General features: G+C 36.3%; 9 protein-coding genes and 1 pseudogene. 9 read left to right on the top strand and 1 reads right to left on the bottom strand.

What is annotated here, in order from left to right; translation table 11 throughout:
* The first annotated feature begins 7 nt into the window (after positions 1 to 7).
* The 4 genes from F4V44_RS12300 to F4V44_RS12285 all read left to right on the top strand — a co-directional run bounded on the left by F4V44_RS12300 (position 8) and on the right by F4V44_RS12285 (position 8952).
* Positions 8 to 526, top strand: a complete 519-nt coding sequence (locus F4V44_RS12300) for an FHA domain-containing protein (protein ID WP_150440312.1) — start codon at positions 8 to 10, stop codon at positions 524 to 526.
* A gap of 49 nt (positions 527 to 575) precedes the next feature.
* Positions 576 to 1547 carry a DUF6273 domain-containing protein gene (locus F4V44_RS12295; protein WP_150440311.1) on the top strand — a complete coding sequence of 324 codons (972 nt, stop codon included), beginning with the start codon at positions 576 to 578 and terminating at the stop codon, positions 1545 to 1547.
* A 17-nt stretch (positions 1548 to 1564) separates the two neighbouring features.
* Positions 1565 to 8575: a DUF4011 domain-containing protein gene (locus tag F4V44_RS12290; protein ID WP_191090650.1), complete on the top strand. Its 7011-nt coding sequence runs from the start codon at positions 1565 to 1567 to the stop codon at positions 8573 to 8575.
* A gap of 101 nt (positions 8576 to 8676) precedes the next feature.
* Positions 8677 to 8952, top strand: a complete 276-nt coding sequence (locus F4V44_RS12285; protein ID WP_150440309.1) for a MutS N-terminal domain-containing protein — start codon at positions 8677 to 8679, stop codon at positions 8950 to 8952.
* A 411-nt stretch (positions 8953 to 9363) separates the two neighbouring features.
* On the opposite strand, the pseudogene asnA reads toward F4V44_RS12285, so the two are convergent.
* A pseudogene (gene asnA / locus F4V44_RS12280) lies at positions 9364 to 10386 on the bottom strand (aspartate--ammonia ligase).
* A 989-nt stretch (positions 10387 to 11375) separates the two neighbouring features.
* Here asnA and F4V44_RS12275 point away from each other — a divergent pair.
* From F4V44_RS12275 to F4V44_RS12255, 5 genes are all read left to right on the top strand, one after another.
* The gene (locus F4V44_RS12275; protein ID WP_150440308.1) at positions 11376 to 13049 is read left to right on the top strand and encodes a putative bifunctional diguanylate cyclase/phosphodiesterase; all 1674 of its coding nucleotides are present in this window, start codon (positions 11376 to 11378) and stop codon (positions 13047 to 13049) included.
* A gap of 326 nt (positions 13050 to 13375) precedes the next feature.
* Complete coding sequence (locus F4V44_RS12270; RefSeq protein ID WP_150440307.1) at positions 13376 to 16324, top strand: glycoside hydrolase family 2 protein; 2949 nt, start codon at positions 13376 to 13378, stop codon at positions 16322 to 16324.
* Between the two features lie 99 nt (positions 16325 to 16423).
* On the top strand, positions 16424 to 17899 hold the full coding sequence (locus F4V44_RS12265) for an MFS transporter (RefSeq protein ID WP_150440306.1): 1476 nt from the start codon (positions 16424 to 16426) through the stop codon (positions 17897 to 17899).
* Positions 17900 to 18011: 112 nt separating this feature from the next.
* Positions 18012 to 18893, top strand: a complete 882-nt coding sequence (locus tag F4V44_RS12260) for an AraC family transcriptional regulator (RefSeq protein WP_150440305.1) — start codon at positions 18012 to 18014, stop codon at positions 18891 to 18893.
* Between the two features lie 393 nt (positions 18894 to 19286).
* Positions 19287 to 19967: a hypothetical protein gene (locus tag F4V44_RS12255; protein ID WP_150440304.1), complete on the top strand. Its 681-nt coding sequence runs from the start codon at positions 19287 to 19289 to the stop codon at positions 19965 to 19967.
* Positions 19968 to 20114 lie beyond the last annotated feature (147 nt).

Genomic DNA, 20114 nt, shown 5'->3' with positions numbered 1-20114 from the left:
GAAAGGAATGGAATGTCGGATCTGTGAATATTGTGAGCATCAGAATGATACTAGTTTTTTAGAATGTGAAAAATGTGGAGCGGATATATCCTTTGTCCATCCCACGATCATTAAAGAAGAAAAGAAGGATGATCATGAATTTATTGATGATTCAGAAGGTGAAAAAGAAAAGCGAGCGGTAAACGAAACACAAGAGAAAAAAGAAAAACAACCAATGAGAACGATGCGTTTAGCACAACTGAAGTTAGTGAGCATGAAAGATGGTTTTGTTGTAGATATTCCTTTTGAAGGGGGAATAATAGGAAGGGATGGTACCATAGCTTCACATTATTTTGAAGATAATTTGTATGTGAGTAGTGAGCACGCAGAAATACTCTTAAAAAATGATGGCTATGTAATCATTGATCAACATAGTACAAATGGTACGAAAATTAACGGCAAAAAGGTAGAAAAAAGTATTGAATACAGCATTAAACCTGGAGACCACATTACATTTGCCAATATGAATTTTAAATTAGAAGAATAAAATAAATCCATTTCATGATTGCGTAGTTGGAAAGGAGGGAGATACTGTATTGGACACTAATAGTACAAGAAGACTGTTAACGCTGCTTTCCTCTTGTTCCAAACAGGAGCAGAAATTAATCGAAGTGGCTCAAGAACAACTGAATAGAAGTATTGAGCAGCAAATTATTCGTCGTTTAGATTCTTATTCGTTTGATTCCACTCGAGCTCAAAGAAGTAAACGAAAGCTAGAGAAGTTTACATATAAGAAGGATTCTCTTGGTCACCTTTTTGAATCACATAAAGAGTTAAGAGAAATCATTCAAGATTCAGGGGTATCCTTTTTAGAGTTAGCCATTGGGAAGTATGTGACATTTGGAAAATATAATGGGGTACCGATTACATGGATGATTATAGATGTCGATCATTCAGGGAAACTCTTCCTCTTATCCTATCATGTTTTGTCTTTAAAATGCTACAACGTCATTGATCGCCATTCTCAAATAGGCTTATTTACAAATCAATGGGAGAGCTCGCCGCTTCAGCAATGGTTAAACTCCGATAAATTAAGAGTCAAGTATTCATCTACTCCCCCTAGTAAGTCTCATGTGTGGAATGAAATAAATCCCTATTCAACAGAAAAGGGATTTCTAGCCTCTGGAAACTTTACTGAATGGGAAAGGGAGTTATTAACAAGCTATCAAAATAAAAAAGAGCTTGTTTCATTATTACGGATGCAGGAAGCGCAAACGTATTTGATGGGCAGAGGGTATGATTTACGATCGAATCCAACCGAAGAAGCTATGAAAGAAGCGGATCCTACATTTGATTTTATTTCTCCTAATCAAAGTTGGTGTTACTTTTTACAGGACCCACATCCAGATTCACCCCATTTAGTGTATATAGTGAATGCGGAAGGAAAAATGACAAATGGTTATTCCTATGATGGCAGCATAGGAGTTCGTCCTGTTATTGCATTAAAATCAAGGATTCGTTTAGAAGGAAAAGGAACGCTGACCAATCCGTTTGAAGTCAAGGAATGAGTATGGAGGTGAGAATCATGGAGCAATCACTATTAGATCAGAAGTTAGAGAAGTGGAGATCTCAACTAATTGATTTAACCAAACGAAATAAGCTCTTATCTTATAAAAGCACTGCCAAAACGGTTCGTATACCGGCTTCTTTAAATCAATTATACAAGGATCTATTGAATGAAAAATCCATTCCTTTTCAACGATATTTTGATTTTAGAAAGGATTTAACGAAAGATCGGCTTTTTTTGCTCGATGATTCGCATGAATTCGAAATTCCAGATTACTTACATAAATATATGGTGGAATTTTTAGCGAAACTGATAAGAAGCCATGGTCTAGGGATTGTGGCAGATCCAGAAAGGGTAGGAATACTCCTGCATAAACGGTTTGAAGATTTTCCAGATATGGTTAACAGTATCGTTCAATTATCTAGAATAGGAATGCTCGACCGGTTAATAAAGGCTGAGAAAGAAATCGATGTAGTAGACATTGATCAATGGATGAAGGAACAAAAAAATCAGTCCGCAGCACAATCCTTTTATATGCGGTGGTCTCTTACCTGTTGGATGGATGTGTTAGGGAAAAAGCTATTAGAAGGGGAAGAATCTAGAGCAGCAAAAGAAATAGAAAGTAAGGTTCAACAAGAAGTTGAAAAATTTGAAAAGGATTTAAATAAAATTCGATTAGATGCATTAAATGTAATGAAAGAACAAGGGGTGAATGTTCTTTATATCGCTTTTGGTTTCTTAAAATGGCATGAACCTGGGAAAAAACAAGAAGTATGGAAATCTCCATTATTATTATTACCTGTCGAATTAAAAAAAGAAAGAGGAAACACTTTTCATTCCATTAGAGCGTTAGAAGAAGATCTTATTTTCAATCCTGTATTATTACAAAAATTAAAAGTAACCTTTGACCTTCATTTAGCGGACTTTACCGAAACGGAAGGGTTAAAAGAAGGGTCTTCAGTTACGAACATTATTGAATTCTATAAAGAGGCGTTGAAAGGTCGGCCATCATGGGGAATGGAAGAAAGTGCCTATCTTGATTTATTTTCGTTTAATAAAATTTCTATGTATAAAGAATTTGAAACGTATCGTTCTTTGTATTATCAACATCCTATTATTAAGCAAATTGGTGGAGCAGCAGTTGAGAATGAAGAGGATCGTGAAAAAACTATTTCTATCGAAGAGTTTGATCGAAAAGAACCACCTGAACATTCCTATCAAATTGTAGATGCGGATTCAAGTCAGCAACAAGCCATTCTTGCAGCGAGAAAAGAACAAAGTTTTATTATGCAGGGCCCGCCTGGTACAGGTAAAAGTCAAACGATTACAAATATTATAGCTGAATTGCTTGGGGAAGGAAAAACGGTTCTTTTTGTTAGTGAAAAAGCAGCAGCTCTTGAAGTGGTTAAGTCACGTTTGGAAGAAAAGAATATTGGCGATTTTTGCTTAGAATTACATAGCAATAAAACAAATAAGAAAGCAATCATTGAAGAGTTAGGAAGGGTATTACGACTTTCTAAAACGAGAAAAGCGGAGGAAATTTCCTATAAAACTTATGGTGACATCAAACATACACTTGATGAGTATGTGAGTGAATTGCACGAAACACGAGGAACGATTAGGATGTCATTGTTTGAAGCTTATGGTATGCTTTCAAGCTTAAATCATCTTCCAAATCTTACGTTTTCTGTACCTGATATTAATCATCAATATAGTACCAGTGATTTCGAGGAGACAAAGCTATTTTTAAACCATTTAAATACAGTTAAAAGTTTGTTTACAAAGCAGCATTATATTAAGCTCTGGAGAGATCATCAGTTAAAAGAATTAACCTATCGGATGGAAGAAAATATTATCTTGCATTTTTCACAGTTAAAAGAACAGCTAAGTGAAATCATTCGTTTTTTGAAGGAAAGTGATTATTTATTATCGTTTAATGAAAAAATGACACCCATGCAGTTAAGAAAGCTTTTTGATCTATTGGAACATTTAAAAACTAAACCTTATCTGGTTGAGAATTGGTTCTACGAGGATTACAGCGGGATTTCTTTAGAAGCAAAGCAGAAGTCGAATGATTATCAAAAACTAAAGGATATCGTACAACTAAAGTACGACTCTTCGATATTTACGTTAGATGTCAAACAGTTGGAAGAAGATTTATTGGATAAATATGTAACAAGCTTACAGTCATTTGGATTATCAGTCAGAGAATTTGGCTCGGTTTTCTTTCAAAATGATGAACAAATGCTTCATCTTATTAAACGAATAACCTCTTCCATTAAGGAATTGCTAGCAGGTTATCAATGGGCTGAAGAAAATTTAGGGATAGTAGAAGCCAATCCTGATTTGAACCATATGAAGTTTATCGCAGAGTTTTTAAGCGAGTTAAAAGAAGTAAAGTTTCAACCAACTTTACACTGGTTTCAATCTGAAAATAGGAATACTGTATTACAACAATTTGAAGCTGCTTTTAAAATGACTACTAGGTACAAGGAGGCGAAAAGCAAATTAACTGAAGTTTATGATTCATCTGTTATTCATTTGGAATTAAAAGAATTAGATGAGCGCTTTAACATAAAATATCCTCAATATTTTAGGAGTTTAGACGCTTTAAAGGAATTCTGGGAAAATGATGAACGAGCAATGGAGATTATTCATAAAATGTCTTCGTCCCTTAGTGATTTATATGATTTTATTCAAGAATTTAGCAGGCATTTCAATCTGCCTAGACCTTTATTTACTATAGATCAATTGAAATTTCTTGTTGAACTTTACGAGACCATTCTTCAAATAAAATGTGAACCGACTCAAGAATGGTTTGATAGGGGAATGAAAAGGAAGCTTGAATCTGACTTACACCATGCGAGACAGATTCATGAAGAATATCAAAAACAGAAAGAAGAGCTAACAAATCATTATGGTGAATCCATTATTAATCTTGAAGTAGAACCGATTGAGGAGCGTTTAAATAAGGAATATCCAACTTATTTTAAAAACATTGAGAGCTTGGAGCATGTCTGGAATTCAAATAGTGAGGTTATCGAGAGTATCATACAGGCGGTTGACCTAATAGAAGAGCTGCAAACTTACGAAAAAGAGGCAAACGAAACATTAGGTATGGGAAGTCTCATTTTCACGCCAAAAAAGGTGAAAGAGATTGCACAGCTTTATGAAGCGATGAACAAGGTGAAATGCTGGCCTACCGCACATTGGTTTGATCCGTTAGAACGTTCAAAAATACTGCAGTATATGACGACGGGAAAAGAAAAATCAACATCTTATAAAGATAGAATGGTAAAGCTGCAAGAAAGATATGACGCAGCGGTGTTGCAGCTTGAAGTGATGGAAATGCAAAAAAGGTTTATTGCAGAGTATCATTCCCTTTCGAGTATTTTTAAAAAGCAGTATCGAAATGATGTCAAACTGTTAAAGGCTCATCAAAAAGAAGGAGTCAAAACAAATTTTAATGAGTATGTTCGTGATATTACATTAATGACGGAAATCAATAAAGATAAAGAATGGCTTAACCAAGATATATTGCAGGAATGGCTTGGTCTGGATTTTCGGGGCGAACAAACAGGTTGGGAGGAAATCAAAGAAAGTGTTGAGGCAGTTATAGAGATATGTGGGCTACTAGCAAGTTTAGGTGTACACACTAACGAAATTCAACATTTTTATTCCCATTTATTAATGCAAGGTACAGTACTTCAAACGTTTAATCAATCTGTTCGGAATAAACACAACAGAATGATACAAGCTCTTGAAATACTGGAACAAATCATAGGGAACGTTTCCAATGATTTACACCTAAGTCCGTTAGTGGAATACACAAATCTTGATGATGTATTACAATGGCTGAATCACTTTCTTTCTGTCACTGATCAATATCGAGCGGATGTAACCGTATTTCAAAAACAAGGGTCTTTTGTTCATCAGCCATATGCTCAGTATCTAAAAGAGATCAGCTTAATTAAGCAAGTGCAGCATCATAGAATATGGTTGGATAAAGAAAAAGAACACCTTCTTCGAGTTTTTGGAAATGGTTATCAAGAACTGAATACGGATTGGGAGATGCTCTATAACAGTATGCAATCTGTATTTACAGTATGCGAGCGTTTAAGTGACGAAGGAATTCCCATCAGGAGAATGAGTGAAAAGGTTATGTTTGAAAGAGATAAACTTTCATCCTATTCTTTAAAAAATATGAAAGATTATTTAAGTCATGTGCTCGAGCACTTTGATAGGGTTCAAGAAAAACTATCCCTTCCATCCATTACGGAAACCGATGATCTAATCGTATTATTAGAGGGGTTAAATCAAGTGATTGCTGCAACAAAGCAATATAAGACCGATCAAACCTATTTTCAGCAATTTAGTAAAAGCATTAGAAATTACGATCAAGTCATCTCAGACCTGAACCTAATAAAAACCGTTCAATACTTACAAGAAATGATACAGAGTAAGAAGGAGGATTGGAAAGACACTTTAGGAGTAGACATCGACAGTGTTTCAATTAATTGGGATTTATTAAAGGGAAGTCTCGAATCCTTTTTCAAACTTTATGATGCTCTCCAAGAAAAAGGGCTATCGACACATTCACTGTATACATTCCTTTGCCTTGAACCTTTTCAGCCGATAAAAATAGCAGAGAAAGAAAGTCATCTTGTCAAAGCGTTAAATCAATTAGAAGTCAATCTGGCGTTATTTGATCATTATGTTATGCAGATGAAGGGGCATTTTGATAAGCAGCAGCTGATTAATATTCATGAGTGGTCTACAAAAATAGAAAATATCATGATGGAATGGCTGGATATAAGAAGTAGTATCATGCAGTATTCAATCTCGGATGGATCATCCTGTACATTTAATCAATTAATAGAAGTGATTGACAAAGTGAAGCAAGTAAAAGAAATAGAAGCGTTCATAGAACAAAATGATCCCTTTTATCAAACGGTATTTGGGGAAATGTATCATGGTGTAAATACAAATTGGGAAGCCGTAACAGAATCCATTAAATGGGTAGAAATGTTGAAGGACTATGTTGAAGGTGAACTTTCTGAGAAACTGATTGATTCCCTTATGAACGAATCGAATGACTATGAATACTTATTGAATAACCTGTTTAGAGTGAAGCAAACTTGGGATGAAAGTAAAGAGGCTAGAGAATTTCTTGGATATGTGTTCCCAATCAATAAACGGTTGTTTTCAGGAGAACAATTTAATCACGCACCGCTAGAGGAGATTATTGCTCAGTTACACCAATGGGCAAAGCGTATCGATGAATTAAAACGTTTATTCGAATTGAATCAGCTGCAACAAAAAGCAAAATCATTGGGCTTGAGTTCTTTTGTAGATCAATTGTTAGAGGCCCCTGCTTCGTCATACCATCAATATTCATATGTTGATTTATTTCTTAAGCAGTTTTACATTCGATTGATTGAGTACATTCATAAGGAAACGCCTTATTTAGCTCATTTTAGTTTGAAAAATCATCAAAATACGATAGAGAATTTTCGTTCTCTAGATATCAATTATATTCATTCTAATCAAGATCGTTTGTATAATGTGTTGAAAAAAAGAAAGTCTACTTTTGTTGCAATGAAACAGGCTTTACCTGAGAGACAAGTATTAGAACGGGAACTTCAAAAAAATCGAAGTCATAAACCCATTCGCTTGTTATTTTCGGAGATACCAAACTTAGTTCAGCACTTAAAGCCATGTATGATGATGAGTCCATTATCTGTAAGTGAATTTATTGATGTGGAGCGAATGCAATTTGATGTAGTTATTTTTGATGAAGCGTCACAGGTGCGTTCGGAAGATGCGATTGGCTCTATTCTTCGTGGAAAGCAATTGATTGTCGCTGGTGACCGGAAACAGTTACCGCCATCTAGCTTTTTTAGTGGGATTGGACAGAAAGATGATCATGCTGGAGGAGATGATGAAATATATGAAAGCATTCTTGATGAATGTTCCATGTTTTTAAAATCGGAACCGTTGCAATGGCATTATCGTAGCCGGCATGAATCATTAATTGCTTTTTCCAATCATTATATCTATAACGATGAGCTGATTACCTTTCCAAGTGCTTTTCATGATAAGAGAAATGGTGTTTCACTTGTATATGTTGAAGATGGTATTTATGATCGGGGAAGAAGCGGTACAAATAAGCGGGAAGCTGAAACAGTGGTGGAGCTAGTTTTAGAACATGCCAAACATTCACCTGAAAGATCTTTAGGTGTGATCGCTTTTAATGTCAAGCAAGAGGAAGCCATTCGAGCTGAATTGGAAAGACAAATGAAAAACAATAGGCAATATGGGGAATTTTTCGATGAAGAAAAGGAAGAAGCCTTTTTTATTAAGAACTTAGAAAATTCTCAAGGAGAAGAAAGGGATACCATTATCTTTAGTATAGGATTTGGTAAAGCTGCGGATGGAAGTATTCATTATAACTTTGGACCACTTACTCAGGCAGGGGGAGAACGCAGATTGAACGTGGCTATTACCCGTGCAAAATACGAAATTAAAGTAGTATCAAGTATTTTAGATAAGGATCTTGAAGACAAAAAGTTAAAGAGTCAAGGACCAATATTATTAAAAAAATATTTATCTTATGCAGAAAGTAAAGGGCAATTAGTTAGAGCTTCGAATCATAATGGTTCATCTAGTAGGGAAGATAGGTTATCAAGTTTAGAGCAGGATATTCTAGCTGAGTTAGAAGGAAAAGGATATAAAGTAATCAAAAAAATCGGAAACTCTGAATTTAAAGTGGATTTGGCTATTGTTGACCCTCATGATGATCAAAGAATACTGTTAGGGATTATGACAGATGGAGAAATATATAGACGCGGAAAAACGGTAAGGGATCGCGAACGACTCCGACCGAATGTACTTGAAAATTTGGGTTGGAACATCTACAGGGTCTTTGCACCAGCTTGGCAGCGTAATAAAGGGGAAGAGTTGCAGAAAATGATGAACCTTATAAAAGAAAGTGGCAAAAAAAAACCCCAAAAAGTACCAGTCAGTTAAAGGCTTTAGATCATAGCAGAATTTTTGAAATGAAATAGATGGATTGTTTCGAAGTAGTGAGGATCTTACATCAACTTGACGATGAAGGAGCTTAAAATGGAATGCACCATGGTGATGAAGTCTATATAACGAGAACAGGTAAATACTATCACTATTTTGATGATGATTGCCCAACGACAGCCCGGATCCTAAAGGGGACAACTGCAGCTAGAAAAGTGAAAGAAGAAGAGGCTAAAAGGATGGGTTACACTCTATGTAGACATTGCTCAAAAGAATATGCAGAGGACCTAGCTGAACGCCAAGGGTGCGGGGGTGTGGCTATGCTCCTCTTAGCCGCAGGTATCGGTGCAAGTTCTATTTTTAAATTTTTCACTTAAAAAACTCAACTTTGGCAGGGGGATATCGTAACAACTGCATTTAGAATAGATGGTACGGTATTTTGGAGACTAATGTCCTGGGTAAAAAACAACAGTAATGTTAATGTTTGACCTAGGTTTTTATAAAATATAAGGAAAAAGAAGAAAAGTATCAATATTTTTATCTATTAACTAGTACCTAGTTGGAGAGGCTGTCCAAAAAGACCGTATTCTTGACATTTGGACAGCCTTTTGTACTTTTCTACTTTGCATAAAAAAAGTGGTTATTTTGATTTATGCTCAATCTGCAAATTGTAACAAATCCCCCTTAACAGCGGGACATTTTACGTCTCTCTTACTGTAGGAGGTTATCGGGGAGATGATAAATCTTATAAAAGAAAGACCCTTCATGGATTTTTCTGATGTACCTTATTACATCAAATTAATATGGTTTTCTCTGCAATCCTTAACTATTTGATCATTCCATACAGAAGCTTGAACTTCACCAATATGTGCTTTCTTTAGTAAGAACATGCACAATCTAGACTGACCTATTCCTCCGCCTATGGTATAAGGAAGGCTGCCATTTAGTATGGATTGATGATACTCTAATACTCTTCAATCCTCATTGTGAGCAAGAGCTAGTTGTTTTAACAGTGTTTTTTCATCTACTCTAATACCCATTGAAGAAATTTCAATCGCTCTTTCTAAAATAGGATTCCAAAATAGAATATCTCCATTTAGCGTCCAATCATCATAATCCGGTGAACGTCCATCGTGCTTTTTTCCAGAACGTAATAGCCCTTCAATTTGCATGATAAATACTGCACCATATTTTTGGGTGACTCTATCTTCCCTTTGCTTTGGAGTGAGATCAGGGTACAAGTCCTCAAGTTCCTGGGTTGTCGTAAAGTAAATTTCATCCGGTAATACAGGCTTAAGTTCAGGATGAAATTGATACAAGTAGCTTTCGGTTGATTTTATAGCTTTATAGATTTTTTGTACTTCAGTTATTAATGTAGTTAGGTTGCGCTGCTCCTTAGAGATGACTTTCTCCTAGTCCCATTGATCAACATACACGGAGTGCAGATTATCTAACTGTTCATCTCTCCTTATGACAATCATATTTGTGTAAAGTCCTTCACCAAGGACAAAGCCGTATCTAGCAAGGGCCATTCTTTTCCACTTTGCCAATGATTGAACGATTTCAATTTGTTTATTATTAATATCTAAAGCTTCAAAAGAAACCATTCGCTCAACGCCATTCAAGTTATCATTTATTCCCCGATCCTCAATGACTAGTAATGGTGCCGATACCTTTAGTAAATTTAGCGAGCTTGAAAGTTCACCTTCAAAATGATTTTTTATCTGATTAATCGCCATTTCTGTATGTCTTAAATCAAGCTTAGATTTGTATCCATTGGGTATAACTAATGTTTTATTGATTGTAACCATCCCCAAGTTAATTAATCTGGTCTTATGAACCATATTAATTTATGGATAATCTCCAGTCCTGTTACACTCATTCTCTTTATCTCAACCATACTTTCACATACGGTTATTGATGAGCAGGGGGGAATCTTACTACCATAAAGGAAGAATGGACAAACAGAAACATGAAATTAAACAAAATTTAGGAATGATACTGTCGTTCATTTTTTCGTATCATCTTGTCCATGTAAGATGTCCTATATTAGTGGATTTAGACGGGTACCACCTGACTACTCCATTATAAAGGACTTATAAAGTCAGTCATATATTGCCGGTTGAACTTTTTTTCTATATGGTTCTATAATTAATTACAGAAGCCGAAGATAAAACAACTCCTTCTTGTGACTCAATGTCTTTCAACAATCATACCAATGAAATGAACAAAAGCCTGTAGGAAATTTAATATTTTGCAAAATATTAAATTGAAATTCCGATCCTGCGAACCTTTTTTTCCGCAATTAACTATCAATGTCAGCAGCGATTTCTTCTACTATTAACTACGCTCTTTCAACACATACTTTAAAAACAGAGAGAATCATTGTTGTTAAGCTAATCAATAAGCTGAGCCTTTTGATTTCATATGATTGTATCACTACAAAACTCGGAGTCAATCATTCAATTATTGAATATAAAAACTCAAAGTTCTAGAAAAGAAGATGACATAAATGAATACAAAGGCTATATAAATATGTTAAGTTATTATAATATAATAGTAAATATTTCCTATAAACCGCAAAAAACAGATAAAAAAATTTGGTTACCATTTTAACTATGATTTAACTGTATTTAAAAGGGCATGTACATTTAATCATTCCATATAATTAAGCAATAAAATATTTAGGAATAATATTTTGTCGTTCATTTAATTTATAAAAGAAACCATTTTACAACCATAAATTTATTACTTTAGCATAATTACTGACTTGAACATCCCCAAAGGAGAACATAGTATAATGAGTCAAATAGTAAACAACCTAGTAATTGCTTCTATACATACGTCGCATATTCCAATCAAGATTATTTTTGATTTATTAACTAGTCTTGCTTATTTCACCATACCTATCGCCATTTTAGTTTTTGTTAGGAAACGGAAGCAGCTTAAATTTAAATGGATTTATATCTGTTTTACTCTGTTTATTCTATTATGCGGGATTACTCATTTATTGCACGTTCTACCCTATATAGTCTCATTTAAACATTTGAATCCTCTTACAACTATCGCAGCAGCACTAACATCAACCATATCTATAATAACAGCCATATTGATTTGGTTGCTTATGCCTAAGCTTCTTAGTATTCCCAGCACGGAAGAATTAGAGAAAGCAAACAAAGAGATCCTCTATCTAGCTCAATATGATACGCTGACAGGGTTGACCAATCGAAATTATTTCAACATTCAAATGGAGCAGGCCATTACAGAAGCAAAGGAGAACAGACAACAGTTAGCTGTTATGTTTATTGATCTTGACCGCTTTAAAATGATCAATGATACTTATGGTCATAGAATCGGGGATCTTCTTCTAGAGGAAGCATCTAGACGAATTGTCAGTGCAGTAGAAGATAAGGACATTGTCTCTCGACAAGGGGGCGATGAGTTTATTCTTTTGCTGAAGGATGTATCTCCTGATGGGGCAGAGGTAACTGTGAAAAAAATCCTTCAATACCTGTCATCCCCGTTTAATTTGGATGGAAAAGAGATTCACTGTACCCTTAGCATGGGAATTAGTTGTTTTCCAGGGGATGGAATGGATGCTGAAACATTAATTAAGTATGCCGATTTGGCCATGTACAAAGTAAAAGAAACAGGACGCAATAATTACAAATTCTTCAACAAAGCGATGAATGAGGAAATTTCAACTAAATTGCTGTTAGAAAATGACCTAAGAAAAGCTTTATTAAAGAATGAATTAGAAGTATACTATCAGCCGCAGCTTGATTTACAAACAAACCGAATCGTCGCGGTAGAAGCATTGTTGCGCTGGCATCATCCTGATAAAGGATTTATGTCTCCTGCTGAATTTATCCCGATAGCCGAAGAAACAGGTTTAATCGTTCCCATTGGTGAATGGGTGTTAAAGGAAGCATGTAAACAAACGAAACTGTGGAGAGATCAGGGACATGATCTTTCTATCTCAGTCAATTTATCGAACCAGCAACTGATAAGCAATACTATTGTGGAAGTGATTAAAGAAATAACGTCTCAAACGGAGCTGAATCCGCAATATTTAACATTAGAGATTACAGAAAGCATGGCCATTACAAATTTGACAGATACACTTAATAAACTAAAAGAGTTACAAGATTTCGGTGTTAACATATCATTAGATGATTTTGGAACGGGCTATTCTTCGCTTAGCTACTTGAGTACTCTTCCAATCGACTCTGTCAAGATTGATAAATCGTTTATTAACGATATTACCAATAAAACTAAAAAAGAGATTGTAAAATCCGTTAGTAGTATTGCACACAGCAGAGGTTTAACGGTAGTTGCTGAAGGGGTGGAAGAAGAAGAACAATTAAATATCGTCCGTTCTCTTGGAATAGGAATGATACAAGGCTATTATTTAAGTAAGCCAATACCTAGTGAAGAGATGCAATCTAGATTCTTATTAAGTAGTTTTGTATAGTCTAGTTTTTGAAATCTCTTTGTTTATTTTTGACATTGCAATGGAACAGAATCATAAAAAGACTGAAGGGAAAGTAAAATCCCTTCAGTCTTTTTGTTTTTATATGAAGGAAGTAAATTAACCCGTTCCTACTTTCTTAAATAGCCATCTCAGTCAAGTTTTAGGTGAAATTCAGCTATTTGGTCTAACGCTTTTTTCTCTTTTACTGATTAAAATAGGGTTAACCTTACATCAAACAAGGCAGGTTAATCTTGAATGTAAGGGTTTACATCGATTGGGTTTATTTCCTGAAATGGACACAATCCAATAAAGGAGGCTTCATAGGGTTGACTCAAAAAATAGTCCACAATTCACCAAGTCACCAAATAGAAAAAATGAAAAATCAACATAAATTCAACTTAAATACAGCATGGAAGTTTATAAAAGAGGATGTAAATGAAGCAAGTAATCCCCATTTTGACGATTCAAATTGGGAAACGGTTAGTCTTCCTCACACCTTTAACGATAAGGATACGTTCGATAATTTTATGGAAGGCGGCCATAACGGCGAACGCAGCATGTACACGGGGAAAACCTGGTATCGAAAAACTTTTCAATTAGAAGAGATAGACAAGGGTAAGAAGGTTTTCATTGAATTTGAAGGGGCTCGTCAAGCAGCTGATGTGTATATCAACGGGAAAAAACTAGAAGGAAAAAGCGAAAATGGCTTTATTCCCTTTGGGTATGATTTAACCCCGTATATACATTTTGGAACCGACAAAGAAAACGTACTAGCCGTGATGGTCGATAATACTTTCCCTTATAAAGCGGAAGGAACGGACGATGTTTTAAGCTGGCACGATTCTCACTGGCATCCGACCCATGGCGGTCTGTGGCGAAATGTATATCTTCATCTAAAAGATAAATTGCATATCACACTGCCTTTATATAGTTTCTTAAAGACACAGGGAACGTATGTGTATGCCTCAGATATAACGGATAATACGGCAACGATAACAGTAGAAGCAGAAGTTGCCAATGAGTATGACACGGCCAAACAGGTGGATTGTGTATCAGACGTTTTTGACCGAGACGGAAACATCGTCCTGTCAATGAAAGATACGAGGATTGTCGAAGCAGGAAAAAAGATTCTCTTCCGTTCAGACGCACAGATGAAGCACCCGCACCGATGGTCTCCTCAATATCCTTATGTTTATACAGTTAAAACGAAGCTGTACACAGAAGGGGAATTAACCGATGATACGGAAACTCCGCTTGGCATTCGAACATTTGAGTTCACCAGTGACCAAGGATTTTTCATCAATGGCCAGCCTCTAAAATTGAAAGGTTGGGGGCAAAGACCAACAAATGAATGGGCTGGACTCGGAGCGGCTTATCCAAACTGGATGCATGGCTTTATGTTTGACTTAATGAAAGACGCCGGTGGAAACTTCATTCGCTGGGGACACTCAGCTGGCGCACCGGTAGATATCGAACTTGCGGATAAGTACGGTCTTATCACGATTCAGCCTGGAGTGGACGGCGAAGGAAGCACGGTTGGCGGTGTTTACAGTGATGTCGCGTACAAAATTCGTGCACAAGCCTTCCGTGATATGATTATTTATTTTCGAAACCATCCCTCGATTTTAATCTGGGAGGGTGGAAACCAAAGTGTTCCAGAGCCGGAAGCGAAGACGTTAAGAGCCATTGCCGATACGTGGGATCCAAACGGAATGCGCGCCTATGCTCATAGGAGAAGCAACCTGACGATGGCGGATTATATTGATGTCTCCATTGGTACAGAAGGAAGCTGGGAATTAAAAAGCAAAGGAAAGCCGATTGTGGAAGGCGAATATAACCGCGAAGAAGCAGCAAGGCGAGTGTGGGACAGGTATACTCCAGGATATGAAAATTATGAAACATCACCTGGTTCAGCGTATAACCTGACTTCAGAGGAATTTGCTAAAAATCAGGCAAAACATTTTGAGAAAATTAGCCACCCAGCTCACTGCGGCGGAGCCAATTGGATTTTTTCTGATTCCACATCACATGGACGTGTGTATTCCGAGGTTTCTCGAGTAAGCGGTCAAGTCGATGGCGTCATGCTCCCAAAGGAGGCTTTTTTTACAACAAAAACAATCTATCGGGAAGACCCGCAAGTCCACATCATTGGGCACTGGAACTACAAGGAAGGAACAGTTAAAGACATCTACGTCATGTCCAATGCTGACGAAGTGGAACTGTTTGTGAACGGTGTCTCGCAAGGCTTCGGTTCGAAGAGCCATTCGTATCTATTTACTTTTGAAAAAATTCACTGGGAATCCGGAACCATTAAAGCCCTAGCCTATAATCAAAATAAAGAAGGAATCGCAGTACAGGAAAAGAAAACGACCGGAGAGGCAGCAGCCGTTAAGCTTACACCTATCACTGGTCCGGAAGGGTTTAAAGCGAACGGTTCAGATATTGTTTTACTTGATGCCGAAGTGGTAGATGCAGACGGAAATCGTGTTCCTATCTTTGAAGGCCACATTGATTTCACTATCGAAGGACCAGCCATTTGGCGGGGCGGCTATAATAGCGGAAAAGAAGGTAGCACAAATCACACGTACTTGGATATTGAAGCAGGAATTAATCGCGTGGCTATCCGCTCCACCCTCACTGTTGGAGTAATCCAGATAACAGCTGTGGTAGACGGGCTTAAAACAGACTCGATTAGTGTTGAATCTATCCCTGTTCCAATCGAACATGGTTTATCAACGGAACTACCTAGTCTTCAAGAAGGGAAACTTGGAGAAGAGCCGCCGATTGGAAATGGTCCTAGTGAATCCTCGCCGCTTGCGGAAACCGAGGCAGAGGAATCCCAGCTCATTACAGATTTTTCTTACTCAGGAATCGAAGAAGTGGGCGGGGTAAAAGGAACTGTTAATATTGGTGACCGCATTTTCATTGACCGGGAATATGAATTTCAATTTCTAATGGAACCAATCCTTGGCAGTGACTACATCCAGTTAGCCAATAATGAAAAGAACTATAAAGCCTTGGATCTTATTCACTTTACCGTAACTAAAGAGGCGGATGTCTATATTGCCCATGATGACCGTCTAAGCCGTCCAGAATGGTTACTAGAAGATTTTAATGAAACGAAACGGAAAGTCATTGTGGATGAAACACTTCACACTGTGTTTCAACAAACCGTACAGGCTGGGACAACTCTCACCCTTGGCGGAAATCAGGATGAAACAAACGAAACAAACTGTAATATGTATGTTGTTTTTGTGAAAGAAACGGTAAGTTAGAATATCCCCTTCCTCTTTTCTGGGAGGGGGAATAAAAAAAGTGTTTTCACCATAAAGGCCGAACAAATTGAAAGCACTTTCATATGGGGAGGGAAAGAAATGACGGTACAAACAGCTGTAAAAGAAACTCAAGGGGTAACAGAAACAAATGGAAGAACGAAGTCAACCACCTATGATACCTCAAAGCGTCCTTTTGGAAAACGTGATATTTTCGGTTATTTTATGGGGGATTTAGGCGGAAACTTCAGTTTTGACTTAGTCAATATGTATATGTTTATCTTTTTCACTCAGTTTATTGGAATTGAATTAACTCATTATGCACTTATAATTTTAATCGCTAAAATTTTAGATGGAGTGAATGATCCGCTGATTGGGATGCTCATTGACCGCTTCCGCTTAAAAACAAATGATAAATTTAAACCATGGATTATTCGGATGGCTCCATTCCTAGCCTTTACCATGTCAATTATGTTTATCGATGCCTCTGATTGGTCTTACAGTGCCAAGCTTGTATTATTTGCCGGAAGCTATATCTTATGGGATCTTCTTTACACATTTGTCAATGTTCCTTATGGCGCGTTAAGTTCTGTTATGACTTCTAAACCATCACAGCGGACAGCTCTTTCAACAGCTAGAAGTATTGGCGGTTTCGTTCCGAACATTCTGTACGGAATTTTCATTCCAATGGTGATTTATGCAGATATGGTGGTTGACGGCGAATCAAAAAGCATTTTCCAAGGGGACATGATGTTCCCCATCACGATTGTCACTGGATTTTTAGCTATCATCTGTTATATCGCGCTTTATAAGAATACCGAAGAACGAATCATTCATGTAAATAAAGAAAACAGTAAGGAAGAAAAATACAGCTTCATTGAAACGATTCTTCATTTCTTTAAAAATCGAGCCATGCTAGGTCTTACATTAGTTGCATTGGCGCAAATTTTATTTGTAAATGGTGCCATGCAGTTAAATTCATTAACGTTCCAAATGTATTTCAATGATGGAAGCTTGAATTCCTATACGATTATCCTTACTTTAATTCCAATGGTTTTGGGAGCGACAGTTGGTAATAAACTTGTCTCTCGTTTTGGTAAGAAAGAGATCATTGTTTATCCGATGATTGTTTCCATTGCCATTTATCTGGTGATGCTCATTGCACCTATTTCTAATCCGTTTGTTTGGCTTGGATTACAAGGACTTGCAAGTGTCTTCTCGTTCGGTTTAGTTATGTACACATGGGCAATGGTTTCCGATGCGATTGATTATCAAGAATGGAAAACAGGAAAGCGAAATGAAGGTTCCGTGTATTCCATGTATTCTATGGTCCGTAAAGTAGGTCAAGGTCTAGGTTCTTCCGTTGTTCCAGCTACGATTGCCTTTTTACTGCCAACGTTAAAATTAAACGATGCTGCTACTTGGACAGCTGAATCTGCAACAGGGATTAAAAATTTATCTGTAGGTTTCCCAATTGTTGGATTTATTTTAATTATTTTAGCGTTATTATTTGTCTACAATTTAGATAAAAAGACCCTTAACAAGGTACAAAAAGATTTAGGTCATGAATCAGAATAATTTTTTGCAAGGATGAAGGATAGAGTTCCTTCATCTTTTTTTGTATCCGTTAGTAAAGTTTGGGTAATCTAAAACATGAAATGACCAAGAAAATGAGGAGAACTTTAGAAAAATGGACAAACGGATTGACCCCCCAAACCCTCGCAAATACACATTATTTTCTATTGCACACCAAAAAGGGATCTCTCGGGATCCAGGCTTTCACACTCATGTTCATTATGAAGTGTTTATTTTCCATCAAGGAAAATGCACCTATTTAATTGATAATAAAATTTATGAGCTATTGCCAGGGGATATGATTGTGATGGATGGGAGTAAATTACATAAGCCCTCGGTTCTAGGGGACAAAAACCTTTACGACCGGAGTATTGTTCAGTTTTCCCCGGAATGGATTGAGCCGCTTTTGAACTTTCTTCAAAGTGACTATCTTTTAGATCCATTCAAGAAGAATCACTATACCATCTATCGAACCAATAATGGGGAACCGACAGAGGATCTCATTAATCTCGTTGTGAAAATAGAGGATTTGCTTAAGCTCCCTGTTTCATTAGAAAAAGAGAATGAATTAAAAGTGGTGGTAGTGGAGCTGCTTCTTTCGATCCATAAATTGCATAAGTATATCATCACGGATGCAGCGATCATATTAGATGAAAAAAATATTTATATTCAACAAATTGCTACGTATATACAAAATCATTATAATAAAAAAATCCAGTTAGAGGACATCGAAAAGGAAGTCAATATTAGTAAATCTTATTTGGTCCATTTGTTTAAAGAACAAACCGGCTATACAATTATGGAGTACTTAATGCAATATCGATTAACCCAGGTTCTCCATCTGATGAAAATGTATCCAAACGTAAGCATCAAGGATTTATCTAATCAATGCGGTTTCGAAAGTGAAGCCCATTTCAGCCGATTCTTCAAGAAAAACCTTGGACAATCGCCTAGTGTTTTTCGAAAAAAACTAAGCGAAGGGGAAGGGATTAGCTAGGGGAGTATTCTCTATAAAACTAAGAATAATATTTAAAACACTGAAAGGTTTCTAGGTTTACTGATTGGATAAGTTTCGTTTATTACTTTTTTGCGGTACCTGATATAATAATCAAAGTTTCTTTATTAGGAACGTCTCCCATCATGTATATCTGCCCCAACAGATATACATGATGGGAGACGTCTTTTTCTTTTTCTTATCATACGCATGTCTAGCTATTTAAAATGCCGACTAAAACGATATGTTTTATAACAAAAAGTAGTAGAATAGTTATATAAAAAATGACATAATTACAGTTCGTTCGATAAGGGCCAATTAGGGGGATAAAATTAATGGTATTTTAAATAATTGGCTAAACTATGTACGATTATATGAAATTTTATTGGAGGAATTATGAAACAGAGTAAATACTCCATTTTTGATTATTGGAGAACAAAAATTAGTCAGAATGAAACATTTTGGAGCGGATTATTTGAGAATCAACCAATTAGTCGGGATTCCGTTATTATCAGTCCCGTTATTTTAAATTCTTATAGTAATCAGGCAGAAGTGGCTTGGGCTGTTTATCCTAATGTAAAGAGTGTGATTGGCTTTTTAAAGTTTATCTATTTGCCGACTGCATTTATCGGCCTCATTCAACAGGAAACTGAGTATCTGTACTACTTCCAAGAGGATTTAGATGATGTTCTAGATGAATATAAAGAAAAGTACCCAGAAAAGATGGATCTTATTACGAAAATGGAACATTTTTATTATAATTTAGAGGAACTATGGGAGAAAGATGATGCTGCATGCCTTGAGGAGCTGAAGCAATGGACAACTGGTTTTAATGAGAATTGGGAAGAGTCCATTGGGGTGTCCTTGACCTTTCATATCTTCCGTTCACCAAAGGAAGCAGCTGACTTTATTGTAAAGACTTATGAAGAAGACTTAGGGATTGAATCATTAGAAGATGATATTGGCTTGACGAAAAATGAATTTCTGCAATTAGCTTCAAATGACATCTATCAAAATGATTTCTTAAAGAGAAAATTCACAGATATTTTAACAAACCGATTGAAAGTCGCCTTTTAATATCAGAAGACAAGGCTTTATATCAATTATATAGAACTGCATTAAACCACTCGTCTAAAATAATTAAAAAACTGATTTCAAATTTGAAATCAGTTTTTTAATACTACACAACGTGCTAATTACACAATAATCAAAATTTTCGGAAAA

Origin of the sequence: Niallia endozanthoxylica (assembly GCF_008710145.1) — a bacterium.
GTDB lineage: Bacteria > Bacillota > Bacilli > Bacillales > Cytobacillaceae > Bacillus_BD > Bacillus_BD endozanthoxylica.
This window is presented reverse-complemented; position numbering and strand designations above follow the sequence as displayed.

Excerpts from the sequence above, each read along its gene's own strand:
- F4V44_RS12300 (WP_150440312.1), top strand. The coding sequence starts at position 8 with ATGGAATGTCGGATCTGTGAATATTGTGAGCATCAGAATGATACTAGT.
- F4V44_RS12290 (WP_191090650.1), top strand. The coding sequence starts at position 1,565 with ATGGAGCAATCACTATTAGATCAGAAGTTAGAGAAGTGGAGATCTCAA.
- F4V44_RS12285 (WP_150440309.1), top strand. The coding sequence starts at position 8,677 with ATGCACCATGGTGATGAAGTCTATATAACGAGAACAGGTAAATACTAT.
- F4V44_RS12275 (WP_150440308.1), top strand. The coding sequence starts at position 11,376 with ATGAGTCAAATAGTAAACAACCTAGTAATTGCTTCTATACATACGTCG.
- F4V44_RS12265 (WP_150440306.1), top strand. The coding sequence starts at position 16,424 with ATGACGGTACAAACAGCTGTAAAAGAAACTCAAGGGGTAACAGAAACA.
- F4V44_RS12260 (WP_150440305.1), top strand. The coding sequence starts at position 18,012 with ATGGACAAACGGATTGACCCCCCAAACCCTCGCAAATACACATTATTT.
- F4V44_RS12255 (WP_150440304.1), top strand. The coding sequence starts at position 19,287 with ATGAAACAGAGTAAATACTCCATTTTTGATTATTGGAGAACAAAAATT.